Raw genomic sequence first — 22,530 nt, forward strand, 5'->3', positions numbered from 1 at the left:
TGCGCGGCCGCTTCCGTCTGCTCGACTGTCCCCGGCCGCGCGCCTGGTCAGTACCGCTTTATCTGTTGCTAGCTGTTCGTGGTCGCCAGCACTTCTTCCAGCGACGTGATACCTTGTTTCACCTTCTGCAGGCCGGCTTCGCGCAACGATAGCACGCCCTCTTTACGGGCCTGCTCGGCGATCTGCAGGGCCGTGCCGTGCGAAAGGATGATCTGCTGCATGGCCTCTGAAATGGGCATGACCTGGTAGATGCCGCAGCGCCCCTTGTAGCCACTGCCGTTGCAGCGCTCGCAGCCAACCGGGTGGTATGGCTTCCAGCTGCCGTCGGCATCGGCCTTCGTGAAGCCAGCATCGAGCAGCACGTCCGGTGCCAGGTCGCCTTCGCGCTTGCACGAGCAGAGTCGGCGGGCCAGGCGTTGCGCGGTGATCATCAGCACCGACGACGCAATGTTGAACGGGGCCACGCCCATGTTCATCAGGCGGGTCAGCGTGGTAGGCGCATCGTTGGTGTGCAGCGTGGACAGCACCAGGTGGCCGGTCTGTGCGGCCTTGATCGAAATATCGGCGGTTTCCAGATCGCGGATTTCGCCGACCATGATGATGTCCGGATCCTGCCGTAGGAACGACTTGAGCGCGGCCGCGAAAGTCAGGCCGGCCTTGTCGTTGACGTTCACCTGGTTGATGCCGGGCAGCTGGATTTCCGCCGGGTCTTCGGCCGTGGAGATATTGATGTCGCCCTGGTTCAGCATGTTAAGGAACGTGTAGAGCGACACGGTCTTGCCGCTGCCGGTCGGGCCGGTGACCAGCACCATCCCGTACGGCCGCTTGATGACTTCGAGCAGCAGTGCCTTCTGCTGGGGCTCGTAGCCAAGCTGGTCGATATCGAGCTTGTCGGTGGACGAATCCAGAATCCGCATCACGATCTTCTCGCCGAACAGCGTCGGCAGGGTCGAGACCCGGAAGTCGATCGCCTTTTCGATGGATTCCTTGCTGTCCTTTTCCTTGGGCACGGAAATCAGCAGCTTCATCCGGCCGTCCTGCGGCACGCGCTTCTCGGAGATGTCCAGCCGCGACAGCACCTTGATGCGGGTGGCAATCTTGTCGCGGATGTCCAGCGGCGGGCGAGCAACCTCCTGCAGCACGCCGTCCACGCGGAAGCGGATGCGGTAGAAGAACTCGAACGGCTCGAAATGCAAGTCGGACGCGCCGCGGTTGAAGGCTTCGTTCAGCAGCTTCTGCAGGAAGCGCACCACCGGGGCATCGTCGATCTCGTTGCCCGGCCCCTTGCGCGCGCCGGCTGCGGCCGCGCTCGGATCGTATTCGATCATCTTCTGCGCGGTCGGCGTGACCGGCGAGATGTTCTTGAGCGTGCCCAGCGCTTCGCCCGCGGCACGCACATGCCTCATCAGCTTGTCGTGTTCGACGACGACTGTTTCCACCGGCAGGTTCATCTTCTGCCGGATAGCGTCCACGCCAGCCTGGTTGGTCGGGTCGGACGTCGCCACGATCAGCCGGTTCTCGCGCCGGCCCAGCGGCAGCAGCCGATGGGCGTGGAAGTCGCGGTTGCCGGCCAGCGCCGGCGGCACGCGGGCCAGATTGTATTGCGACAGGTCGAGCAGCGGCAGCTGGTACTTGTCGGCAGCAAAGATCGCCACGTCGTGGGCGGACATCGTGCCGGTGCCAATGATCTCGTCGATCAGCTGCGTTTTCTTTTCCCGCGCCGATTGCTCCAGCTGGGCGAGCAGCGCGGGTGCGATCCGCCGGCTCTGGGCAAGCGCTAGACCTAGTGTCATGGCGAAATTCGATACAAGGTGCGCAGTCTGCCGAAGGCTTGTCGGAAAACGGCGGGCGGCGCGGTTGACAGCGGCGGGACAGCACAGGGCGCGGGTCCCAGGATCGGGGCAGTTTGCCGCCGGGGTCACTTTTTGTAAAGCTGGCTCGCGTGCGCGTTGGCGTTTGCGCGACACGGCTGCAACCCTACTTGCGCGGGGGGCGGAAACGGGAGTCGCCCGGAGCGGCGGGGCAGTGGGAGAAGGGAAGGGGCAGAAGCAAAAAAGCCGCACATTGCTGTGCGGCTTTTTGCTGAAACCTGTGATGTCCGGCAATGCCGTGCATCGAAATCTGGTCGGGGTGAGAGGATTCGAACCTCCGGCCTCTACGTCCCGAACGTAGCGCTCTACCAGGCTAAGCTACACCCCGATTTCTGTTGCTGGCTGGCAGTGTGTCGTCAGCAGCAAAGAACAAAATTCTAGCGGCGTTTCCTGAAGTTGGCAAGCACCATCTCAAGAAAAAGTGCCGGTTGCCGTCAGCTCTGCCGCTGCAACGAGAACGCGCACAGCTCGATCAGCGTAGTTTTGAGCGGCGAGTCCGGGAATTGCATGGCGGCGCGCTCGGCGGCTTCGGCCTCATGGCGGGCGGCTGCGAACGTTACTTCAAGCGCGCCGCTGGCGTGGATGGCCGAGAAAACGGCGTCGAAGTGCTCGGTGCCGCCTTGCACGATGGCGTCACGGGCCAGTTCCCGCTGTTCGGTCGTGCCGTGCTCCAGCAGGTGCAGCAGGGGCAGGGTGGGCTTGCCTTCACGCAGGTCGTCGCCGGCGTTTTTGCCCATCTGCTCGGCGCTGGCCGTGTAGTCGAGCATGTCGTCGATCAGCTGGAACGCCGTGCCGATGCGGCGACCGTATTCGGCGGCAGCTTCTTCCATGGTCGCATCGGCGCCGGCCAGTACCGCGCCGAGTTGCGCCGAAGCCTCGAACAGCTTGGCCGTCTTGTACCGGATCACCTGCAGGTAGCGCTCCACGGTGACGTCGGGATCGTGCATGTTCAGCAGTTGCAGCACCTCGCCCTCGGCGATCACATTGGTGGCGTTGGAGAGAATCTCCATGATGCGCATGCTGCCGGCATCCACCATCATCTGAAAGGCGCGCGAGTAGAGGAAATCGCCAACCAGGACGCTGGCGGCATTGCCGAACACGGCGTTGGCGGTCTGGCGGCCGCGGCGCAGTTCGGATTCGTCCACGACGTCGTCGTGCAGCAGCGTGGCCGTGTGGATGAACTCCACCACCGCGGCCAGGTCATGATGACGATGGCCCTCGTAGCCGAATGCGCGCGCCGACAGCAGCAGGATGACCGGGCGCAGGCGCTTGCCGCCCGCGCTGATGATGTACTCGCCAATCTGCTCGACCAGAGGCACTTCGGACGACAGACGGCGGCGGATGACGGCGTCAACGGCGCGCATGTCGGCAGCGACCGGGGCAAGCAAGGCAGTGGCGGAAGACTGGGACAAGATGAGATCACCGTTTCGCAAAACGGGTGGATTATATGCGATGCAGGTGTGACTATGGCCGTCGGTGGCGTGCGATGGAAGGGAATGTCAGGCGGGGTTGCGCGCAGGCGTCCGACGTGGTTCGGCCCCACCTATAATGCCGCCATGGACAAGCCCCATGCATCCCGTCGGCATGTCCGCCGCACCGCCTGGTGGGTGGCCTTTGCTGCCCTGGCCGGGTTTCTGCTGGCCGACCTGACCTGATTCTCGCGCAAAGCGGGAAGTGCGCCGCCCGCCTCAGCAGGTGGCCGATATCCTATCCTCTTGTTTTCTTTGCGCTTTTCCGTAAACCGGTTTATAATTTGCGGTTCCTTCGGTCGCGTTTCTCGCGCGTACCGTCTGCGGCGCATGAAACGGCGCCGGCTCCGGGCCTCCCGGGGCAGCATTCATCGTTTCAATCAACATCGAGAGGTTCGACAATGTACGCGGTCGTAAAAACCGGCGGCAAGCAATACAAGGTTGCTGCTGGCGAAAAACTTAAAGTAGAACAGATACCGGCTGACATTGGCGCAGAAATCACGCTGGACCAGGTGCTCGCAGTGGGCGCTGGCGACCAAATCAAGTTTGGTACGCCGCTGGTAAGCGGGGCTTCCGTCAAGGCTACCGTTATCGCCCAAGGTCGTCACGACAAGGTGAAGATCTTCAAGATGCGCCGTCGCAAGCACTACCAGAAGCGCCAGGGCCATCGTCAGAATTACACCGAACTGCGCATCGAAGCCATCGTTGCCTGAGCCTTGGCTCGGACACTGGTTTCATCGCAATAGGTCAACAGGAGTTAAGACATGGCACAGAAAAAAGGCGGCGGCTCTACGCGGAACGGACGTGATTCGGAATCGAAGCGTCTGGGCGTGAAGGTGTACGGTGGCCAGGCTATCAACGCCGGCGGCATCATCGTTCGTCAACGCGGCACGCGCGTGCACGCTGGCGAGAACGTGGGTATCGGCAAGGACCACACCCTGTTCGCGCTGGTCGACGGTCACGTGCAGTTCGCCGTCAAGGGCGCTGCCAAGAAGCAGCAAGTCAGCGTCGTTCCGGCGGCCTGATAACAGCCTTTGCAGCACGAAAGGCCCCGCAGCACATGCGGGGCTTTTTTTATTTTCGGCGCGCCGGCAAAACGTTTCTGGCGTCGTTGCGCGGCCTTGCCGTAACATTTGTACTATCTGCGGCCACGCACCCTGGCCAGAACCGCTTGGCTTCGTTGTCTTGGCGTTTCGCGGGTGCAAGCCAGATCCTCATCGGAAGACCAACATGAAGTTCATTGACGAAGCCCGTATCGAAGCGATTGCCGGCAACGGCGGCAACGGGAGCGCTTCGTTCCGGCGCGAGAAATTTGTGCCCTTCGGTGGCCCCGATGGCGGTGACGGCGGCCGCGGCGGCAGCGTGTTTGCGCAGGCCGACCGCAATATCAATACGCTGATCGATTTCCGCTACGCCAAGAAGCACGTGGCCCGGAACGGCGAAAACGGCCGCGGCGCCGACTGCTATGGCGCCGCCGGCGAAGACGTAACGCTGCGGATGCCGGTGGGGACGCTGATCACCGACATGGATTCCGGCGAAGTCATTGCCGATCTGACCGAACACGGACAGCGCGTCTGCCTGGCCGAAGGCGGCATGGGCGGCTGGGGCAACCTGCACTTCAAGTCGAGTACCAACCGCGCGCCGCGCCAGCAGGTGGACGGCAAGCCGGGCGAGCGCCGCATGCTCAAGCTGGAACTGAAGGTGCTGGCCGACGTGGGCCTGCTGGGCATGCCCAATGCGGGCAAGTCCACGTTCATCTCGCATGTGTCGAACGCGCGCCCGAAGGTGGCCGACTATCCGTTCACCACGCTGCATCCGAACCTGGGCGTGGTCCGCGTGGATCATGAGCAGTCGTTCGTGGTGGCCGATATCCCGGGCCTGATCGAAGGCGCCGCCGAAGGTGCCGGCCTGGGCCACCAGTTCCTGCGCCACCTGCAACGCACCGGGCTGCTGCTGCATATCGTCGATATCGCGCCGTTCGACGAAAACGTCGACCCCGTTGCCGAGGCCAAGGCCATCGTCAACGAACTGAAGAAGTACGACCAGACGCTGTACGAGAAGCCGCGCTGGCTGGTGCTGAACAAGCTCGACGTGGTGCCCGACGAAGAACGCGCCACGCGGATGAAGGACTTCATCAAGCGCTACAAGTGGAAGGGCCCGGTGTTCCATATCTCGGCGCTGACCGGCGAAGGCTGCCGCGAGCTGATCTATGCGATCAAGGACCACCTGGCCGCGCTCAAGGCCGAAGAGGCCGCCGCGCTGGCCGAGCCCGACATCCGGCTGGATGACCGCCTGCACAACGTCGACCGGGGCGACCAGGCCGACCAGGGCGACAACCAGGCGTAAGCTGGCGTACCCCAACATAACAACCACGGCTCGGAGACAGGAAACTCGTCATGCAATCGGTCATCGCCCCGGCAAAGCGTATTGTCGTCAAAGTGGGTTCGAGCCTGGTTACCAACGACGGCAAGGGGCTGGACCACGACGCCATTGCGCGCTGGGCGGCCCAGATCGCCAAGCTGCGCGGTACGGGCAAGGAAGTGGTGCTGGTGAGTTCCGGGGCCATTGCCGAAGGCATGCAGCGCCTGGGCTGGACGCGCCGGCCGAAGGAAATCCACGAGCTGCAGGCCGCCGCCGCCGTGGGCCAGATGGGGCTGGCGCAGGTCTACGAGAGCCAGTTTGGCCGCTATGGCATCCGCACGGCGCAGGTGCTGCTGACGCATGCCGACCTGGCCGATCGCGAGCGCTATCTCAATGCACGCTCCACGCTGCTGACGCTGTTGAGCCTGGGCGTGGTGCCGATCATCAATGAAAACGACACCGTGGTCACCGACGAAATCAAGTTCGGCGACAACGACACGCTTGGCGCGCTGGTCACGAACCTGATCGAAGGCGATGCGCTGGTGATCCTGACCGACCAGCGTGGCCTGTACACGGCCGATCCACGCAAGGACCCGAACGCCGAATTCGTCCACGAGGCGCTGGCCGGCACGCCGGAGCTGGAAGCCATGGCGGGCGGTGCGGGTTCGTCCATAGGGCGAGGCGGCATGCTGACCAAGATCCTGGCGGCAAAACGGGCTGCCAAGTCGGGCGCCCATACCACCATCGCCTCGGGCCGCGAGCAGGACGTGCTGGGCCGCCTGGCCGCCGGCGAAGCCATTGGCACGCAGCTGCTGGCGCCCACGGGGCGGCTGACCGCGCGCAAGCAATGGATGGCCGACCACCTGCAGTTGCGCGGCCGTGTGCTGATCGATGCCGGCGCCGTCGAGAAGCTGACGGCCGGTGGCAAGTCGCTGCTGCCTATCGGCGTGACGGAGGTGCAGGGTGAGTTCGCGCGTGGCGAAGTGGTGGCCTGCGTCGACAATGCCGGCCGTGAGGTGGCACGCGGGATTACCAACTATTCAAGCGCCGAAGCCAGGCTGATCGCGCGCAAGCCGTCATCGGAAATCGAGACGGTACTGGGCCATCTGAACGAACCCGAACTGATCCATCGCGATAACCTCGTGCTGGTCTGACGCGGCCCGCCGCGTCCGGCTCCGGCCAGATCTGGCCGACCCATGAAAAAAGGCGAGTCCCACCGGGTACTCGCCTTTTTTTGTGCCGGGAAGGGCCGGTCAGCGGCTGGGCGCGTAGGCCTTCAGGTCGCGGACAAGCTGCTCCGGCTTGCCGGCCACGGTACGGCCTTCACAGAAATAGTCCGTTGCCAGCGTGGCCGCATAGGAATTGCGGGCGCGGGTCTGCATGCGGATCCACAGGTCGCGGTCCTCGCCCAGATTCGGAACCCACGCCGTGGCGCCCTTGGGCAGCGTGGCGTAGATGCGGCGCTCGAAGGCGTCGCAGCGCAGGCCTTCGTAGCTGACATTGCGGCCGCCGCCGGCGCTGGTGATGACCACCGTATAGCGCACCACGCGGTCCGGACCCACCGAAATCGACTTCGGATCGACCATGAAGCGGAAGTCCGACGAATCGGTGACCGTGAAGGGGATCAGATCCGCGTCCTGGGGCAGGGCCGGCAGCGCGGCCTGCACTTCCTTGAACGGGCGATCCTCGAACGGATTGACGAAGCCGCTGTCGGTCGCTTTCTGTTCTTCCTCGGGCATGCCCTTGCCAGTGGTCTTGCAACCGGCAAGCGCCAGGCAGGCCGCTGCCAGCAACAGGCCGGAGCGAAGGCCCCGGCCGCTGAAACTAGTCATCCATGACTCCGTTTGTTGGTCGCCGGCTGATCCGGCGAAAGCGTGGTTTCGGGCACGATGTCCGCCGCATCCATCGTAGCCGTGTCACCGGCGGCGTGGGCAGCGTGGGCCGTTGCCGCCTGCAGGCCCGCTGGCGCGGCGTCCGGCTGCGGTGGCGGGGGCACACCTTCGCCGTGCCGGCCGTGCCCCATATGGTGATGTCCATACGGGCTCAGCGGCACGCGTCCGCGGTTCAGGAAGCGCGACAACTCGGTCAGCGCCAACTGGTAGACATCGCGTTTGAACTCGATCACGGCGTCCAGCGGTACCCAGTACTCGCTCCAGCGCCAGGCATCGAACTCGGGATGGTCGCTCGCGCGCAGGTGGATGTCGCAATCGCGACACACCATGCGCAGCAGGAACCAGATTTGCTTTTGGCCCTTGTAGTGGCCGCGGATCTCGCGGCGAATGAACTTGTCCGGCACCTCATAACGCAGCCAGTCGCGCGTGCGACCGACGATCCTGACGTGCTCCGGAAGCAGGCCGACTTCTTCTTGCAGCTCGCGGAACATGGCCTGTTCCGGCGTCTCGCCGTACTTGATGCCACCTTGCGGAAACTGCCAGGAGTGTTCGCCGATTCGCTTGCCCCAGAAAACCTCGTTACGTGCGTTGATGAGGATGATGCCGACGTTCGGGCGAAAGCCTTCACGATCGAGCATGACTGCACCTCGAATCCTTTAGAATTACGTCGATTATAAGGGATGCGCGCGCATCGGCCCGACCCTGGGAATGCTGGTTTTCCCGAGCAGATGGGCAGTTTCAGGCGCGTCCCCCCGTGAACCGAAAGTCCTTTGCTGCCGTCCGGCGGTGCGGTCAATATGACCCGCCACGACCAGCCTTACGAGAATCCAACGGATGAAAGCCTCGCATTTCTTCATTTCTACCCTCAAGGAAGCCCCCGCCGACGCGGAAATCGTGTCGCACAAACTGATGATGCGGGCCGGCATGATCAAGAAGCTGGGCGCCGGCATCTACAGCTACATGCCGGTGGGTCTGCGCGTGATCCGCAAGGTGGAGAACATCGTTCGCGAGGAAATGAACCGCGCCGGTGCCGTCGAACTGCTGATGCCGGTGGTCCAGCCGGCCGAGCTGTGGCAGGAAACCGGCCGCTGGGACAAGATGGGCCCCGAGCTGCTGCGCCTGAAAGACCGCCACGAGCGCGATTTCGCCCTGCAGCCGACGTCGGAAGAGGTGGTCACCGACATCGCCCGGAGCGAAATCCGCAGCTACAAGCAGTTGCCGGTGAATTTCTATCAGATCCAGACCAAGTTCCGCGACGAGCGCCGTCCCCGCTTCGGCATCATGCGCGGCCGCGAATTCACGATGAAGGACGCCTATTCGTTCGACCGTGACGTCGAGGGCCTGAAGGTCTCGTACCAGAGCATGTACGACGCCTACCAGCGCATTTTCACGCGCTTCGGCCTGGAATTCCGCGCCGTGGCAGCCGATAACGGCGCCATCGGCGGCTCCGGCTCGCACGAATTCCACGTGATCGCCGACACCGGCGAAGACGCCATCGTCTACTGCCCCACATCGGAATACGCCGCCAACATGGAGGCCGCCGAGGCGCTGCCGCTGTCGGCCCAGCGCGCCGCGCCGGCCGAGGCCCTGACCAAGACGTCGACGCCGGGCAAGGCCAAATGCGAGCACGTAGCCGAATTCCTGGGCATGCCGCTGGACCGCACGGTGAAGTCGATCGTGCTGGCCACCGATGGCGACGCCGGCCCGCAGATCTGGCTGCTGCTGATCCGTGGCGACCACGAACTGAACGAGGTCAAGGCATCGAAGGTGTCGGGTCTGGCCGAATTCCGATTTGCCACCGAGACCGAGATTGTCGACGCCTTCGGCTCGCCTCCGGGCTACCTGGGCCCGATCGGCACGAAGAAGCCGGTCAAGGTGGTGGCTGACCGTACCGTGGCCAACATGAGCGATTTCTGCTGTGGCGCCAACGAGCGTGACTTCCACTACACCGGCGTGAACTGGGGCCGCGACCTGCCCGAGCCTGTCGTGGCGGACCTGCGCAACGTGGTGGCCGGCGATGCGTCGCCGGACGGCAAGGGCACGCTGGAAATCTGCCGCGGCATCGAGGTGGGCCACGTTTTCATGCTGGGCACCCGCTATTCGGAGTCGATGAATGCCGTGTTCCTGGACGAAAACGGCAAGAACCAGCCGATGCAGATGGGCTGCTATGGCATTGGCGTCACCCGGATCCTGGGTGCGGCCATCGAGCAGAACTACGACGAGCGCGGCATCATCTGGCCGGCGTCCATCGCCCCGTTCGCGGTGGTGGTGTGCCCGGTTGGCTACGACCGCAACGAAGCCGTCAAGGCCGAGGCGGACCGCATCCATGCCGAACTGCTGGCTGCAGGCGTGGACGTCATCCTGGACGACCGTGGCGAGCGCCCGGGCGTGATGTTTGCCGACTGGGAACTGATCGGCGTGCCGCACCGCGTGGTGGTGGGCGACCGTGGCCTCAAGGAAGGCAAGGTCGAATACCAGGGCCGCCGCGATGCACAGGCCACCCCGGTTGCCGTGGCCGATGTGGTGGCGCACGTGCGCCACCTGCTGGCCAGCTAAGCGACGGTCGAAGTCATGCGCGCCGCTGGCCTGCCGATGTCCCGCCGCTGGGCTGCCGCCCTGGCCGGCGGCGTGTTTTGTGCCGTATTGTCCACGGCCGCCCTCGCTGGCGCGCAGAAGGAAGAGGCGCTGGCCGATTCCGTGCGGGGCGCGCTGGCGGCGGCGATTGCCGATCATCGGCCGGTGCGGCCGACGTTTGCGTCCGGCGGCGAGAAGCTCGGCTACCTGAAATGGCTGGGCGAGATGTCGCGCCGGCTGGAATCGAAGCTGCCCGACCCGCAGACGCGCGTCGAGCTGATCGAAACCGTCTATTACGAAGCCAAGCGTGCCGGGCTGGAGCCGTCGCTGGTGCTGGGCCTGGTGCAGGTGGAAAGCGGCTTCCGCAAGTACGCCATCAGTTCGGCAGATGCACGCGGGCTGATGCAGGTGATGCCGTTCTGGGTGCGCTCGATTGGCGACGGTGACACGCGGAAGCTGTTCCACCTGCAGAGCAATCTGCGCTACGGCTGCACCATCCTGCGCCACTATCTGGATCGCGAAAACGGCGACCTGTTCCTGGCGCTGGGCCGCTATAACGGCAGCCGGGGGCGTCCCGAGTATCCGAATGCGGTGCTGGGCGCCTGGAAGCGCTGGCAATATTCCGAGGCCACGGTCACGATCGCCGGCGACCCCGACGGCGCGGCCCCCGCGGCCACGGCGCCGGTACGCCGCACGCTGCCGCCCGAATCGCCCGCGCGGAACCCGTTTTCGCCGCAGCGACTGGCCAATCCGTCATGACACGTGAGTCCCGCGCAGGGTATTGCGCCACGTCCCCCGAGCTCGAACTTTGGCTGGCGCGCCATATCGAGCAGGGCTTCGATGCCGAATCGCTGGTGTTGTCGATGCTGCGGTCGGGCTACGACGCCACGTTTGCCCGCGATACGGTCAATGCCGCGCTGGGCCATCGCCCGCCCGTCAGGCAGGTGCCGGCGCCCGCGCCGGTGGTGACGCGGCAGGCGGCGGAGTCGATTGCTACATCGGCAGCATCGCCGATAGCCGTTTCGCCCGTTTCGTCGTCCACGCCGTCCGCCGGCCGCAACGCGTTCCGCCACGAAGGGCGCGAGGTACCGATCCTGTTCGCGCTGGAGGCGCCGCGCATCCTGCTGCTGCAGAATCTGCTTGATGGCACCGAGTGCGACGCGCTGATCACGTTGGCGCACGACCGCCTGCAGCGCTCGCCGGTGGTGAATCCCGATACCGGCGACGAAAACCTGATCGACGCCCGGACCAGCATGGGCGCCATGTTCCAGGTGGGCGAGCATGCGCTGATCCAGCGTATCGAGGCCCGCATCGCCGCCATCACCGGCTTGCCGGTCGAGCACGGCGAGGGCCTGCAGATCCTCAACTACAAGCCCGGCGGCGAATACCAGCCCCATTTCGATTTCTTCAATCCGCAGCGCCCTGGTGAAGCCCGCCAGCTGCGCGTGGGCGGCCAGCGCGTGGCCACGCTGGTCATCTACCTGAACAGCCCGCCTGCCGGTGGCGCCACGGCGTTTCCCAAGCTCGGCCTGGAAGTGGCGCCGGTCAAGGGCAACGCGGTGTTCTTCCGCTACAAGCAGCCCGACGGCACGCTCGACGACCGTACGCTGCATGCCGGACTGCCCGTGGAATCGGGCGAGAAGTGGATCGCCACCAAATGGCTGCGCGAGCAACCGTACCGCAGCCGGGGTTGAGCCGCTTCTGGTTCGACCCGGCGCTGCCGGTGGTCGAAAGCCGGCGCGCCTGCGATAGCCAGGCCGCCTATCTACCGCACACGCATCCCACGCTGTCGGTCGGCGCCGTGGACGGCGGCGCCAGCGTCTTCAGCCATGACCAGCACAACGCACGCCACGATACCCGGCTGGCCCCGGGCGCAGTGGTGTGGGTGCCCGCTGGCTGCGTGCATGCGTGCAACCCGGTGCCGGACGGGCGCTGGAGCTACCAGATGATCCACATCGACGCGGCATGGGCCGATGCGGTGCTCGACGAAGCGGGCCGGGCCTGTGTGCGCCGGGTGCATGTCACCGACGATGCCGCGCCCTACGCGCTGGTCTGCGCGCTGAACGCCATGCTGTTTTCCGATGCCGACGTGGTGGAGAAGGATGCGGCACTGGTGGCTTTCGTGGGCGACATGCAGGCCTGGCTTGGGCAGGATCGGCTGCGCGCCGGCGTGCCGGACGATGGCCCGCCGGCGGACGGCCGGCTCGATCGCGTTACCGCGCTACTGCACGACCGCCATGGCGACGCGCTGCCGCTGGCCGACCTGGCCGAAATGGCGGGGATGAGCCGCTACCAGTTGATTCGCCATTTCCGGGCGCGGTTTGGCATGACGCCGCATGCGTTCCAGATCGACATCCGCATCCAGCATGCGCGCCGGCTGCTTCGCCGTGGCGATGCGCCGGCCGACGTGGCCCAGCAGCTCGGGTTTGCCGACCAGAGCCACTTCCATCGCGCCTTCCGCCAGCGCGTGGCACTGACGCCGCGCGCGTATCAGCGGGCCGGCTAGCCCGTTTTCAGGGCCCAAGGCCCAAGGCCCCAAGGCCGTCGGTCGCTCCGGCCGCGTCGCGCGCCCGCGCAATTTTCTTCAATCCTTGCGGCGCCCCCCAAGCCAGACTGCCCCCCTTCACAGGTGTTCAAGGCGATGGGGGTTGGGATGGCATTCGATCAGGCGTCGTGGCAGCAGTTTGCGATGGTGGCCGGTGCGCACGGGCTGGCGCTGCTGAGTCCGGGGCCGGACTTTTTCCTGGTGGTGCGTGCGTCGATGGTCGACGGCGTGCGCAGCGCCACCGGCGTGTGCGTGGGCATCGCGCTGGGCAACGGTGTCTATATTGCGTTGGCGCTCGCGGGGTTGGCTGCCACGGCTGGCATGCACGGCGTGTTCGGCGCGCTGCAATGGGCGGGCTGTGCCTATCTGGTGTGGATGGGATGGAAATTCCTGCACTCGCGCGGCGTCGTGCGGCTGCCGTCCGATCCCGCCGATGCGCCCGGCGCATCCAGCGGGTCGCCCGGCCCGGCCTATCTGGCGCAGGTGGGCACAGGTTTTCTGTCTGCTGTCCTCAATCCCAAGAACGGGCTGTTCTACGCCAGCCTGTTCGCGGTGCTGGCGGGGCGGTCTACGCCGGTTGCCATCCAGGCGGCCTATGGCGTGTGGATGTTCGGGGTGGTGCTGCTGTGGGATATCGCCGTGGCGGCTGCCGTGCGCCACCCGGCGGTGCTGGGGCGTTTCGTCCGGTGGGTGCGCACCGTGGAGCGGGCGACCGGCGTGGTGCTGTGGGGCATGGCTGTCGCGGTGGCGATCCATGCGGCAGGGCGGTAGCGCGTCCGCGTGACCGATGCCGTACCGGCAGTTTTCATTCTAACTGTATCGGTACTGTACCGAGTGGTGTCCTTAGACTGAGCGCCTGTTTCGATTTTCTGGAGCGCCGTCATGGCTCTGCACCTTCCTCCCGAATTTGCCGCCAGTACCGGCGCGTTGATGGCCTACAGCGCCTTCGTGCTGGTGTCGTCGATCACCCCGGGCCCGAACAACACGATGCTGCTGGCGTCGGGCGTCAACTTTGGCCTGCGCCGTACGGTGCCGCACCTGCTCGGCATCTGCATCGGCATGGTGATCATGATGGTCATCGTGGGCCTGGGCCTGGGCTCGGTGTTCACGGCGATTCCGTGGACGTGGAGCGTGCTGCGCGTGGCCGCTACTGCCTATCTGGTCTGGCTGGCCTGGAAGCTGGCCACGGCGGGCGGGCTGCAGGACCGCGAGGTGGCGCGGCCGATGACATTCCTGCGCGCGGCGGCGTTCCAATGGGTGAATCCGAAGGCCTGGGTGATGGCGGTGGGGGCGTGCAGCGCCTATGTGCTGCATCCCAACCTGTGGACCAATGCGGCCCTGATGGCGCTGCTGTGCGGAGTGGTGAACCTGCCGAGCATCACCACGTGGGCGGTGTTTGGCGCGGCGCTGCGCCGCTGGCTGGCAAATCCGCGCGTGCTGCGCGTGTTCAATGTGACGATGGCGCTACTGCTGCTGGCATCGTTGTGGCCCATTCTGGGGGCTCACCCCCACGGCGCATAAGGTGGGATAGCGGGAGAACGGGGCCGGACGGCCCCGCTATCGTTCAGACCAGGGCGCGGATGGCACCGAGGTTGCGCCAGTAGCCCTTGACGTCCATGCCGCAGCCAAAGACGTAGCGGTCGGGCACCTTGAAGCCGCAGAAGTCGGGGTGCATCGGCTTGAGCTTGGTCAGCGTCTTTTCGCACAGCACGGCGGCGTGGAATTCCTTGGCGCCCATGTCCATGATGCGCTGGCGGATGGCCGCCATGGTCTCGCCTTCGTCGAGGATGTCGTCGAGCACCAGCACCACGCGGTCCTTGACCGATTCGCGCGGCGCCACGCGCCATTGCATCTCGCCGCCCACCGTCTTGTTGTTGTAGCGCGACAGGTGGATGTAGTCGAATTCCAGCGGGAACTGCAGCTTGGGCAGCAGCATGCCCGTGAAGACCACGGCGCCGCCCATCACGGACAGCACCAGCGGAAAGTCGTTGCCCATCTTGTCGGTAATCTCGCTGGCCATGCGGTCCAGCGAGTCCTGCACCTCCTGGGCGCTGACGATTTCCTCGGAGCTGGCCCAGAGTTCGCGGGCCTGATCGGCGGTCATCATGATCGGTGTCCTGTTGTCTTTTGCGGGAATCAGTGTCGGCGGCGGGTCAGCGGTTGAACAGGCCCTTCATGCCGCCCTTCATGGCACCCATCTGGCGCATCATCTTCATCATGCCGCCGCCCTTGAGCTTCTTCATCATGCCTTGCATCTGGTCGAACTGGTTTAGCAGGCGGTTCACTTCCTGCACAGGCACGCCCGCGCCCGCCGCGATGCGGCGCTTGCGGCTGGCCTTAATCAGTTCCGGCTTGGCGCGTTCGGCGGCGGTCATGCTGTTGATGATGCCCTCCATGCGGCGCACCTGCTTTTCGGCCTGGTCCATGTTGGCGCCCTGCGCCTGCTGTGCGAACTGGGCCGGCAGCTTGTCAACCAGGCTGCCCAGGCCGCCCATCTTCTTCATCTGGCCAATCTGCGCCTTGAAGTCTTCCAGGTCGAAGCCGCCAGTCTTCTTGATCTTCTTGGCCAGCTTCTCGGCCGCGTCCATGTCCACGCCGCGCTGGGCTTCTTCCACCAGCGCGAGGATGTCGCCCATGCCCAGAATGCGCTGGGCCATGCGGTCGGCGTAGAAGGGCTCCAGGCCGTCGAGCTTTTCACCGACGCCGACGAACTTGATCGGGCGGCCCGTAATGTGACGTACAGACAGCGCAGCGCCGCCACGTGCATCGCCATCGAGCTTGGTCAGCACCACGCCCGTCAGCGGCAGCGCGTCGTTGAATGCCTTGGCGGTGTTCACCGCATCCTGGCCCAGCATGGCATCGACCACGAACAGGGTCTCGGCGGGCTTCAGTTCGGTGTGCAGGGCGGCGATCTCCTGCATCATCGCCTCGTCGATACCCAGACGGCCGGCCGTATCGACGATCAGTACGTCGTGATAGTGCTTGCGGGCCCAGTCCAGCGCCGCCCGGGCAATGTCCACGGGCTTCTGGTCGGGTTCCGACGGGAAGAAGTCCGCGCCCACCTGCTCGGACACGGTCTTGAGCTGGGCGATAGCGGCGGGACGATACACGTCGCACGACACCGTCAGGACCTTCTTCTTGCGGTTCTCCTTGAGCCACTTGGCAAGCTTGCCCGCCGTGGTGGTCTTGCCGGCACCCTGCAGGCCGGCCATCAGGATGACGGCGGGCGGCTGGACGTTCAGGTTCAGTTCGTTGACCTTGGTGTCGGCCAGCGCTTCGTCGCCGCCGATGACCGCGGTCAGCTCGCGCTGCACCACGCCCACCAGGGCCTGGCCCGGGGTCAGGCTGCTGACCACGTCCTCGCCAAGCGCCTTTTCCTTGACGCGGGCGATAAAGTCACGCACGACAGGCAGCGCGACGTCGGCTTCGAGCATGGCAAGGCGCACTTCGCGCAGCATCTCGGCAGTGTTGGCCTCGGTCAGTCGGGCCTCGCCGCGCATGGTCTTGACGACCCGCGCCAGGCGTTGTGTGAGGTTATCCAGCATGGCAGAAAAGGGGAGGAAATCGGCTTGAATGCGGAGCGCAGCCGGCGCAGGCAAGGGTAGTGTGGCGGGAATCCCATCGCCAGAACCACCCGTGATGGCACTAAGGTAAACTGCGCAAATGGCCATTGTACTGTATGCCTTGACGGCAATTCTCTACTGCGGCCTGGCCTTTCACGGCTGGGCGACGCGCAACCCGCAACTGGCGGCAGCCGGCGGGGCCACGGTCGGGCCATCGGGGCATCCCGGCGCGGGCGCCACGGCAATGCTGATGCCATCGCCCACGCCCAACGGCGGGCGTATGGACGGCCAGCCCGCCTGGTGGCATGCGCTGGTGCTGGCCGCGCTGGTCAGCCACGGCGTGCTGCTGCACGAGACCATCTTCCCGGCGGACCACATGATGTTCGGCTTCGCCTTCGCGCTGTCGGCCATGCTCTGGCTGGGGGTGGGCATCTACTGGATCGAGAGCTTCTTCTTCTCGCTGGCCGGGCTGGGGCTGATCGTGTTCCCGGTGGCGATGCTGGCCAGCCTGATGCCGCTGGCGTTTCCCGGGGCGCAGATCCTGGGCTACGCGGCGCGGCCGCTGTTCAAGCTGCATTTCGTGATCGCCAATGTGGCGTATGGCCTGTTCACGCTGGCCGCGTTCCATGCCTTCCTGATGCTGCTGGCCGAGCGCCGGCTGCATGGCTTCACCCGCCCGGCGGCGGGCGAGCCGGCCGCCGGGCAGTGGCTGGGCCGCTGGCTCGACCTGCTGCCGCCGCTGCTGACGCTCGAAAAACTGCTGTTCCGTCTGATCGCTGCCGGCTTCGTGCTGCTGACGCTGACCATCGTGTCGGGATTCCTGTTCTCCGAGCAGCTGTTCGGCCGGGCGTTCCGCGTGGACCACAAGACCGTTTTCGCGATCATTTCGTGGATGATGTTCGGTGGCATCCTGATCGGCCGGCACTTCCGCGGCTGGCGCGGCCGCACGGCACTGCGCTGGGTCATCGCATCGTTCGGCATCCTGCTGCTGGCCTATGTGGGCAGCCGCTTCGTGATCGAAGTGGTGCTGCACCGGATCACCTGACCCGACCCCTCACCGCTTCTCCAGGCCAACCCATTCCCGTATTTCCGATCCATGGCAAGAATCTTCATCCTGCTGGCTGTCGTGCTGGGCGTCCTCTGGTGGCTGCGCGAGCGTGCCAGTGCCCGCCAGGAAACCGGCGCGGCGCGGCGCGATGCCGCCGAGGGCCGCGAAGCCGCAAGTCCGGAGGCGACCCAGCCGATGGTGCAGTGCGCACAGTGCGGCATACACCTGCCGCGCACTGACGCCATTGCATGGCAAGGCCAGCACTACTGCCGCCGCAGCCATCTTCCGGATTCAGCCGGCGAGGGCGGCGCATGAAGCGGCGGGGGTCGGTCTGGTCCCGCCTGAGCGGCTGGCATACGCTGGTCGATCTCTGGCGCCAGCCCGAACCGCCCGACTTCCACTGGCGCCTGCTGCGCTACTTTTGCTGGACCCGCGCGTCCGTAGCCCTGCTCCTGCTGGGCTATGCCTGGCTGCCGCTGGATCGCGCCGGCGCCGGCGTGTCCGTGGTGGACCTGGCGGCCAACGCGCGTACGGCGGCTGCCATTCCGGTGGTGCTGCCGTATCTGTGCATCGCGCTGGTGACCTTGCTGGGCACGCTCTGGCGGCGCCATTTCCATGTACGCGTGCGGGTGCAGGTCATCGTCGACCTGGCGCTGCTGGCCGCCATCTATATGGTGCTGGGCCGCGGCGGCAATCATGGCGATGGGCTGGCGATGATCTTCCTGCTGCCCGCGCTGGAGGCCGGGGCGCTGACCAGCCTGATGTTCGCGCTGCTCACCGCCGCCGTGTCGGCCATCCTGGTGATGGCCAATCCGTTCCTCCAGACGCTGCTGGTGCGCCAGGCCGATGCCAACCTGCTGGGTTCCGGCCTGTTCGGGCTGGTGTTCATGATTGCCGCGCTGCTGATGTACATGCTGGCGAACCGCCAGATCGCACAGGAGCAGCTGGCGCTGGCCCGCGAGCAGGAACTGCGCATGCAGCAGCTGGTGAACCGGCTGATGGTGAACGACATGCAGGACGGCGTGATGCTGGTGCGCGCCCACGGCGCGGTCGTGGCCGCCAACCCGGCCGCGTTCGTGCTGTTGGGCGTGCAGCCGCACGAGCGGGTCAGACAGGGGCAGGTGCGGGCCGGCGAGCGCGACAACGTGCTGTTCGACCTGCGCCGCCTCCCGCGCCTGCAGCCGCTGATGGAGATGCTGCGCGACTGGATCCAGCGCAAGGACGACGTACCCCGCATCCTGCAGTTGCTGCCGCTGCCGTCGCGCCCGTCGGCCAGCCGCAGCCCGATGCTGCACACCCGCCTGCGCCTGCGCTTCGTGCTGCCTGGCCTGGCCGGGTTGCGGGCCACGCTCAACGGCGTTTCGTCGCTCGGCGGCGATACCGCGGGTCTGCACGACATGTCGGCCGAAGGCGCCGCCCGGCTGCGCCTGGCCATTGCCCAGAACGAGGCCATGGCCTGGAGCCCGGAAGACGAAACGCTGCTGCGCAGCGAAATGCGCGACACGGTGCTGGTGCATATCGAAAGCTGGGAGCGGATCGCCGAACAGGTGCAGCAGGAAAAGCTGGCGGCGATGGGCCGGCTGGTGGCCAGCGTGGCGCACCAGATCCGCAATCCGCTGGCCGCGATCAGCCAGGCCAACGAACTGCTGGCCGATTCGGGCGGAGGCGAGGGTTCGTCGATCGATGCACGGCTGCTGCGCATCATCAGCGACAACGTGCGGCGGCTGGATCAGGTGGTGTCCGACGTGCTGCAGCTGTCGCGCCGCCCCAAGACCGACCATAGCGCGGTGGATCTGGGTCAGGCGCTGCCGGAGATCGTGGATCGCTGGCGGCTGGAAATGCGCTCGCGCGCCGGCGCCCGCGCCGAGGTCAATCCCAATGCCGTGCGCGTGGCGGTGGACCTGCGGGGGCCGGTCATCTTCGACGCATCCCAGCTGCAACAGGTGCTGGGCAACCTGCTGGACAACGCCTGGCGCTACTGCAGCCGGCTGCCGGGTTCGATCCGCCTGTTGGCCCACGCGCTGGACCAGCACCACGCCGAACTGATCGTCTGGAACGATGGGGCCGAAGTCACGCGCGAGCAGCAGCGCAGCCTGTTCGAGCCGTTTTTCACCAGCAATCCGCAGGGAACGGGGCTGGGCCTGTTCATGGCGCGCGAGCTCTGCGGGGCGAACGACGCCCAGGTGCGCTATGGGGCAATCGTGCTCGATGCGTTGCTGGATCGCACCGGGATGCTGGCCGGCGGGGCTCGCGATACACTTCCGGCCAAGGCATTCGTGCTGACGATGCGTATCGAGACCCCCGATGTGGTCGACGCGGCCATCGCCGGCTAGTTCGCATCGCAAAAAACAACAACCGGACATTCCACCGTCATGCCACCCAGACCGCCCGCCCCCGCTCCGATTCTCGTCATCGACGACGAGGCCGACCTGCGCGAGCTACTGGACATTTCGCTGCGCCGGATGGGGCATGACGTGGTGATGGCCGGTTCGCTGGCCGAGGCGCGCCTGCGCCTGGCCGAACGCCGCTACAGCCTGGTGCTGACCGACATGCGCCTGGGCGACGGGCTGGGCATCGAGATCGTGCGCCAGCTGTCGGCGTCGCCCGAGCGTACCCCGGTGGCGGTGATCACGGCCTATGGCAGCGCCGACAATGCCGTGGATGCGCTGAAGGCGGGCGCGTTCGACTACATCGCCAAGCCGGTCTCGCTAGAGCAGCTTCGCACGCTGATCCTGAACGCGCTGGGCCGCCAGCATCGCGCGCCGGCCGATGGCGGCAGCCCGACGGAGTCGTCGGAACTGGCCGATCGCGCGGCGCAACTGCTGCCTGGTGTGTCTGCGGCCGTCAGCGAGGTGCGACGCTCGCTGTCGCGGTTGGCGCGCAGCATGGCGCCCGTGGTGATCAGCGGGGAGTCCGGCAGCGGCAAGGAGCGCGCCGCGCGCGCTATCCACGCGATCAGCTCCCGCTCCGCGCATCCGTTCGTGGCCGTGAACTGCGGTGCGATTCCCGAAACGCTGATGGAGTCGGAGTTCTTCGGCCATGTGAAGGGCGCCTTCACCGGCGCCGACGCCGAGCGCGGGGGCTTCTTCCAGGCCGCCCATGGCGGCACGCTGATGCTGGACGAGGTGGCAGACCTGCCGCTGGCCATGCAGGTCAAGCTGCTGCGCGCGCTGCAGGAACGCCGCGTGCGCAAGATCGGCGCCAGCAAGGAAGACAGTGTCGATGTGCGCGTGATGTGTGCCAGCCACAAGGATCTGGCCGCGATGGTGGCGGCCGGACTGTTCCGGCAGGACTTGTACTACCGGCTGAACGTGCTGGAACTGCGCATGCCCACGCTGCGTGAGCGCGGCGAGGACGTGCCCGTGCTGGCGCATGCCATCCTGGAACACCTGGCCAGTCGCTATGGCGATGCCCATCCCAAGCGGCTGTCGCGCGCCGCGCTGGAGCGCCTGGTGGCGTATCCGTTCCCGGGCAACGTGCGGGAGCTGGAAAACCTGCTGGAGCGCGCCTACGCGTTTGCGGAGACCGACGAGATCGCCGTGGCCGATCTGGGTCCGCTGGATGCCGGCATGGAGCGCGCCAGCCTGCTGCAGACGGGCATGGCGCCCGTGCCGGCCAGCGCGCCCGTACCAGCGCCGGCTGGCTATCACGCGTGGGGCAGCCCGACGAACTGGCCGGCGCCTGGCGCGGCGGCATCGATGGGCGGCCTTTCCGATCTGGCGGTCACGCCCGGCACGAATGCTGGCGAAGCCGGGCGGGGCGATGACGATGCCGCGAGCGACCCGCTGGGCGCGGCGCTGGCCGACCTCGAATTCCCGATCGACCTGCCTGCGCGGCTGGAAGCCGTGGAGCGCGAACTGATCCTGCGTGCGCTGCGCCAGACCGGCTTCAACCGCACGGCCGCCGCGCCGCTGCTGGGCCTGAACTTCCGCCAGCTGCGCTACCGCATCCAGCAACTGGGCATTCGCGACGAACGCGATGGCCGGGATGGCCGCGACGCCGTCGACGACGGCGAGCCGCTGGCCGAGGGCGAGGGGCGCGATGCCTGACGCTGTCGGCCCCCACGATTTCATGCCCGACGCTGACGGCTGGGTGCCAGCTGCCCGTCGCGTGCCGTCGCCGAATTTCGATCCACGGCCCGACGGCGCGCCGCTGGACGTGGTGGTCATCCATAACATTAGCCTGCCGCCCGGCCAGTTCGGCACGGGCGACATCGAGGCGTTCTTCCAGAACCAGCTGGATGCGTCGCGCCATCCGTTCTTCGAGACCATCCACGATGTGCGTGTATCGGCCCACTTCCTGATCGCCCGCGACGGCGAGCTGGTGCAGTTCGTGGCCTGCACCCAGCGCGCGTGGCATGCGGGACAGTCCGAATACTGCGGTCGGCAACGCTGCAACGACTTCTCGATCGGCATCGAGATCGAGGGCGCCGACGACCAGCCGTTCACGCTGGCCCAGTACGACACCGCCGCCGCGCTGGTGGCCGCGCTGCGCGCCGCGTACCCGATCCAGGGCATTGCCGGGCACAGCGACATCGCCCCCGGGCGCAAGACCGATCCGGGCCCGCATTTCGACTGGAACCGGTTTGCGACGCTGGCGGACCTGCCCCCGGCGCTGCTGCCGTATCGACCGCAAATCGGGCGACCCTGATCGGCACGGGTGCGCCAATCTGTGTAGGGATAATCACTGTGTTGCGCAAACGCCGCAAAACGCCCAGCGGCGCAAAAACGGCGGAAGTGGCGCCAACAAAACCCCATGCACCACAGGGTGTCATCGCCCTGAAAAATAGCTGTGCAGTTACGTGTACGCCGCTTCATTTCGGCGCAAGGGCGGCTACAATCGCGCCCCCGGCGGTTGCGGGCGCGCCCATCCTGGGTCACCTATCGGTGATCCATTCCCATTAAAAAATTTTAGAGATTTTGTGCGCCACCGAACGTGACGCCGCGAAGCCTTGAGGCAGCGCGCTTTGCGGGAATGTGGCGCTGCCGCACCGGGCCGTCCAGACCCTTGGCCGCGCTTGTCAAGACTGGTCATGCTGTCTCTTTTCACTATACTTAGGCCCAGTTTTGAACGGCACCACAACATCTAGTGGTGTCGCCGGGGAGCCGGCCCGCAAGTGCAGTAATCGTCGCGACAACATGCGCCAGTTACTGCATATAGGTTATCGGGCCGCAGCAGTACCGAAAGTCCCTAGCAAAATGTCCGCA

The 22,530-nt window shown here is 66.0% G+C and carries 21 protein-coding genes and 1 tRNA gene; 15 read left to right on the forward strand and 7 right to left on the reverse strand.

What is annotated here, in order from left to right:
* Nucleotides 1–68: 68 nt before the first annotated feature.
* The 3 genes from pilB to ispB form a co-directional block, all read right to left on the reverse strand.
* A complete protein-coding gene (gene pilB, locus CYJ10_RS06180; protein ID WP_101680636.1) occupies nt 69–1,793 on the reverse strand; it encodes a type IV-A pilus assembly ATPase PilB in 1,725 nt (574 codons plus the stop codon).
* 329 nt (nt 1,794–2,122) lie between these two features.
* A tRNA-Pro gene (locus tag CYJ10_RS06185) sits at nt 2,123–2,199 on the reverse strand.
* A gap of 106 nt (nt 2,200–2,305) precedes the next feature.
* On the reverse strand, nt 2,306–3,235 hold the full coding sequence (gene ispB / locus CYJ10_RS06190) for an octaprenyl diphosphate synthase (RefSeq protein WP_101680637.1): 930 nt from the start codon (nt 3,233–3,235) through the stop codon (nt 2,306–2,308).
* Between the two features lie 506 nt (nt 3,236–3,741).
* On the opposite strand from ispB, the gene rplU reads away from it, so the two are divergent.
* The 4 genes from rplU (at nt 3,742) to proB (ending at nt 6,855) form a co-directional block, all read left to right on the forward strand.
* Nucleotides 3,742–4,053, forward strand: coding sequence for a 50S ribosomal protein L21 (gene rplU / locus CYJ10_RS06195; RefSeq protein ID WP_008647259.1), 312 nt, complete (start codon nt 3,742–3,744; stop codon nt 4,051–4,053).
* 51 nt (nt 4,054–4,104) lie between these two features.
* A complete protein-coding gene (gene rpmA, locus CYJ10_RS06200) occupies nt 4,105–4,365 on the forward strand; it encodes a 50S ribosomal protein L27 (protein ID WP_019449572.1) in 261 nt (86 codons plus the stop codon).
* Between the two features lie 205 nt (nt 4,366–4,570).
* Nucleotides 4,571–5,686 (forward strand): GTPase ObgE, encoded by a 1,116-nt coding sequence (gene obgE / locus CYJ10_RS06205; protein ID WP_101680638.1) that lies wholly within the window; start codon nt 4,571–4,573, stop codon nt 5,684–5,686.
* Between the two features lie 50 nt (nt 5,687–5,736).
* Nucleotides 5,737–6,855 (forward strand): glutamate 5-kinase, encoded by a 1,119-nt coding sequence (proB, locus tag CYJ10_RS06210; RefSeq protein ID WP_101680639.1) that lies wholly within the window; start codon nt 5,737–5,739, stop codon nt 6,853–6,855.
* 99 nt (nt 6,856–6,954) lie between these two features.
* Here the strand turns inward: proB and CYJ10_RS06215 are convergent, their stop codons facing one another.
* Nucleotides 6,955–7,533 carry a CNP1-like family protein gene (locus CYJ10_RS06215; RefSeq protein ID WP_101680640.1) on the reverse strand — a complete coding sequence of 193 codons (579 nt, stop codon included), beginning with the start codon at nt 7,531–7,533 and terminating at the stop codon, nt 6,955–6,957.
* A complete protein-coding gene (locus tag CYJ10_RS06220) occupies nt 7,530–8,231 on the reverse strand; it encodes an RNA pyrophosphohydrolase (RefSeq protein WP_257993109.1) in 702 nt (233 codons plus the stop codon). Before CYJ10_RS06220 ends, CYJ10_RS06215 begins: the two co-directional genes overlap by 4 nt.
* 196 nt (nt 8,232–8,427) lie before the next feature.
* On the opposite strand from CYJ10_RS06220, the gene CYJ10_RS06225 reads away from it, so the two are divergent.
* The 6 genes from CYJ10_RS06225 (at nt 8,428) to CYJ10_RS06250 (ending at nt 14,233) form a co-directional block, all read left to right on the forward strand.
* Nucleotides 8,428–10,149: a proline--tRNA ligase gene (locus CYJ10_RS06225; RefSeq protein WP_101680641.1), complete on the forward strand. Its 1,722-nt coding sequence runs from the start codon at nt 8,428–8,430 to the stop codon at nt 10,147–10,149.
* Between the two features lie 15 nt (nt 10,150–10,164).
* Nucleotides 10,165–10,926, forward strand: a complete 762-nt coding sequence (locus tag CYJ10_RS06230; protein ID WP_101680642.1) for a transglycosylase SLT domain-containing protein — start codon at nt 10,165–10,167, stop codon at nt 10,924–10,926.
* Nucleotides 10,923–11,861 (forward strand): 2OG-Fe(II) oxygenase, encoded by a 939-nt coding sequence (locus CYJ10_RS06235; RefSeq protein ID WP_101680643.1) that lies wholly within the window; start codon nt 10,923–10,925, stop codon nt 11,859–11,861. The genes CYJ10_RS06230 and CYJ10_RS06235 overlap by 4 nt, the downstream gene beginning before the upstream one ends.
* Nucleotides 11,825–12,673, forward strand: coding sequence for a helix-turn-helix transcriptional regulator (locus CYJ10_RS06240; protein ID WP_101680644.1), 849 nt, complete (start codon nt 11,825–11,827; stop codon nt 12,671–12,673). Before CYJ10_RS06235 ends, CYJ10_RS06240 begins: the two co-directional genes overlap by 37 nt.
* Nucleotides 12,674–12,820: 147 nt before the next feature.
* Entirely contained in the window at nt 12,821–13,483 is a 663-nt protein-coding gene (locus CYJ10_RS06245) for a LysE family translocator (RefSeq protein WP_101680645.1), read from the forward strand.
* A gap of 111 nt (nt 13,484–13,594) precedes the next feature.
* Complete coding sequence (locus CYJ10_RS06250; RefSeq protein ID WP_101680646.1) at nt 13,595–14,233, forward strand: LysE family translocator; 639 nt, start codon at nt 13,595–13,597, stop codon at nt 14,231–14,233.
* A gap of 43 nt (nt 14,234–14,276) precedes the next feature.
* On the opposite strand, the gene CYJ10_RS06255 is transcribed toward CYJ10_RS06250, so the two are convergent.
* Both CYJ10_RS06255 and ffh read right to left on the reverse strand, forming a co-directional pair.
* Entirely contained in the window at nt 14,277–14,819 is a 543-nt protein-coding gene (locus CYJ10_RS06255; protein WP_092601305.1) for a hypoxanthine-guanine phosphoribosyltransferase, read from the reverse strand.
* A gap of 46 nt (nt 14,820–14,865) precedes the next feature.
* Nucleotides 14,866–16,257 carry a signal recognition particle protein gene (gene ffh, locus CYJ10_RS06260; protein ID WP_101680647.1) on the reverse strand — a complete coding sequence of 464 codons (1,392 nt, stop codon included), beginning with the start codon at nt 16,255–16,257 and terminating at the stop codon, nt 14,866–14,868.
* 118 nt (nt 16,258–16,375) lie between these two features.
* On the opposite strand from ffh, the gene CYJ10_RS06265 reads away from it, so the two are divergent.
* Genes CYJ10_RS06265 through ampD form a run of 5 tightly spaced genes read left to right on the forward strand, consistent with a single transcriptional unit; the run spans nt 16,376 to nt 21,973 of the window.
* Nucleotides 16,376–17,320 carry a cytochrome C assembly family protein gene (locus CYJ10_RS06265; RefSeq protein WP_101680648.1) on the forward strand — a complete coding sequence of 315 codons (945 nt, stop codon included), beginning with the start codon at nt 16,376–16,378 and terminating at the stop codon, nt 17,318–17,320.
* A 51-nt stretch (nt 17,321–17,371) separates the two neighbouring features.
* Nucleotides 17,372–17,638 (forward strand): PP0621 family protein, encoded by a 267-nt coding sequence (locus tag CYJ10_RS06270; RefSeq protein ID WP_101680649.1) that lies wholly within the window; start codon nt 17,372–17,374, stop codon nt 17,636–17,638.
* Entirely contained in the window at nt 17,635–19,656 is a 2,022-nt protein-coding gene (locus tag CYJ10_RS06275) for a sensor histidine kinase (protein WP_101680650.1), read from the forward strand. The genes CYJ10_RS06270 and CYJ10_RS06275 overlap by 4 nt, the downstream gene beginning before the upstream one ends.
* A 39-nt stretch (nt 19,657–19,695) precedes the next feature.
* On the forward strand, nt 19,696–21,372 hold the full coding sequence (locus tag CYJ10_RS06280; protein ID WP_101680651.1) for a sigma-54-dependent transcriptional regulator: 1,677 nt from the start codon (nt 19,696–19,698) through the stop codon (nt 21,370–21,372).
* Nucleotides 21,365–21,973: a 1,6-anhydro-N-acetylmuramyl-L-alanine amidase AmpD gene (gene ampD, locus CYJ10_RS06285; RefSeq protein WP_101680652.1), complete on the forward strand. Its 609-nt coding sequence runs from the start codon at nt 21,365–21,367 to the stop codon at nt 21,971–21,973. The genes CYJ10_RS06280 and ampD overlap by 8 nt, the downstream gene beginning before the upstream one ends.
* Nucleotides 21,974–22,530: the final 557 nt, after the last annotated feature.

It is taken from the genome of Cupriavidus pauculus, from assembly GCF_002858765.1.
GTDB classification, from domain to species: Bacteria; Pseudomonadota; Gammaproteobacteria; order Burkholderiales; family Burkholderiaceae; genus Cupriavidus; species Cupriavidus pauculus_B.